The organism is Agrobacterium sp. GW821-FHT14E08, from assembly GCF_058803865.1.
The window spans coordinates 1-1,167 of record NZ_JBXAPJ010000014.1 but is presented as its reverse complement, the minus strand read 5'-3'; the positions used below and the strand labels follow the sequence as shown (position 1 = coordinate 1,167).

The 1,167-nt window shown below is 63.2% G+C and carries 1 protein-coding gene and 1 pseudogene; both read left to right on the top strand.

Annotation, left to right across the window (positions count from 1 at the left end; genetic code table 11):
- Positions 1-207 precede the first annotated feature (207 nt).
- The gene (locus AC1ROR_RS23645) at positions 208-792 is read left to right on the top strand and encodes an IS110 family transposase (RefSeq protein WP_498590928.1); all 585 of its coding nucleotides are present in this window, start codon (positions 208-210) and stop codon (positions 790-792) included.
- 15 nt (positions 793-807) lie between these two features.
- Positions 808-1,143: pseudogene (locus tag AC1ROR_RS23640) on the top strand (transposase); the annotation flags it as partial.
- Between the last annotated feature and the right edge of the window lie 24 nt (positions 1,144-1,167).

Below are 1,167 nucleotides of genomic sequence, written 5' to 3'. Positions count from 1 at the left end.
CGTCATCCTCGGGCTTGTGTGGACGATTTGTGGTTTACTGGATGCATCAGCCTGGCAGCGCAAGCCCGGCTGATGCAGGCAGGCGGCCGTTTTTTCGGGCTGGTTTAAACAGCCGAGGTCAAGCAAGGCCCTGCCTGCTCCCTTTGACCCCGAACGGTTGATCGGGCTTTTGCCCGCACCACAAGCCTGGGAGCAAGGCCATGATACATGATATCGCCGTCGTCGGCATCGACGTTTCCAAGCAGTACTTCGACATCCATATCCCATCCCGCCGGTAAAAGCTTTCGTTGCGGCTCGTCACCGGACGAGATCACGCAGCTGGCCCGGCGCCTTAGGGGACTGGGGCCGGTCGCCGTCGGTCTCGAAGCCTCGGGCGGTTATGAAAGCAGGCTGGCCGATGGTCTTCATGCCGAAGGCCTTGAGGTTTATGTCGTGGCGCCTGCCCGCGTGCGCAGCTTTGCCCGCGCCATCGGCCAGCTGGCCAAAACCGACCGCATCGATGCGGCCATGATCGCCCGTTATCTGATGGCGGTATGGCGTGACCTCACACCCTACGCGCCTGATCCGGCTTGCCGCAGGCTGCATGCGATCAGCACCCACCGCCGGCGCCTGCTGGCCGAAAGGAGCGGGCTGGTCAGCCAACTCGACACCATCGACGAACCGCTGGTGCGCGACCTGATCGGGGAGCGCCTGCGGACCATCGCTCAGGATATCGCCACATTGGATGCGGCAATCGGTGATGTGCTGGCGCAGACGCCGCGGCTGCGCAAAAGCCATGCCCGCCTTCGCTAGGTCACCGGCGTCGGGCCGGTCCTGGCAACGGCACTGCTCGCCGACATGCCGGAACTGGGCAAAGTCTCCGCAAAGGTCGCCGCCGCCCTTATCGGTGTCGCGCCCTATGCGCGCCAGCCGGGCGCATCGGACCAAAACGGGCGATGTGTTGGCGGCAGAAAGCATCTGCGCGACATCGCCTATATGGCCGTCCTCAGCGCCATCAAGGTCAGGGACCCTGTCCTCGGCGCCTTCTATCAAAGGCTCAGAACCCGCGGTAAGCCCTTCAAACTCGCCATGATCGCAACCGTGCGGAAACTCATCACCATCCTCAACGCTATCGCTCGATCAGACACCGCTTTCGCACAATAGGTCCACGGTTGCTTGACCCGGGGA

What these genes read in the sequence shown, in the direction of transcription:
- AC1ROR_RS23645 (WP_498590928.1), top strand. Translation starts at nt 208, where the DNA reads ATGATATCGCCGTCGTCGGCATCGACGTTTCCAAGCAGTACTTCGACA.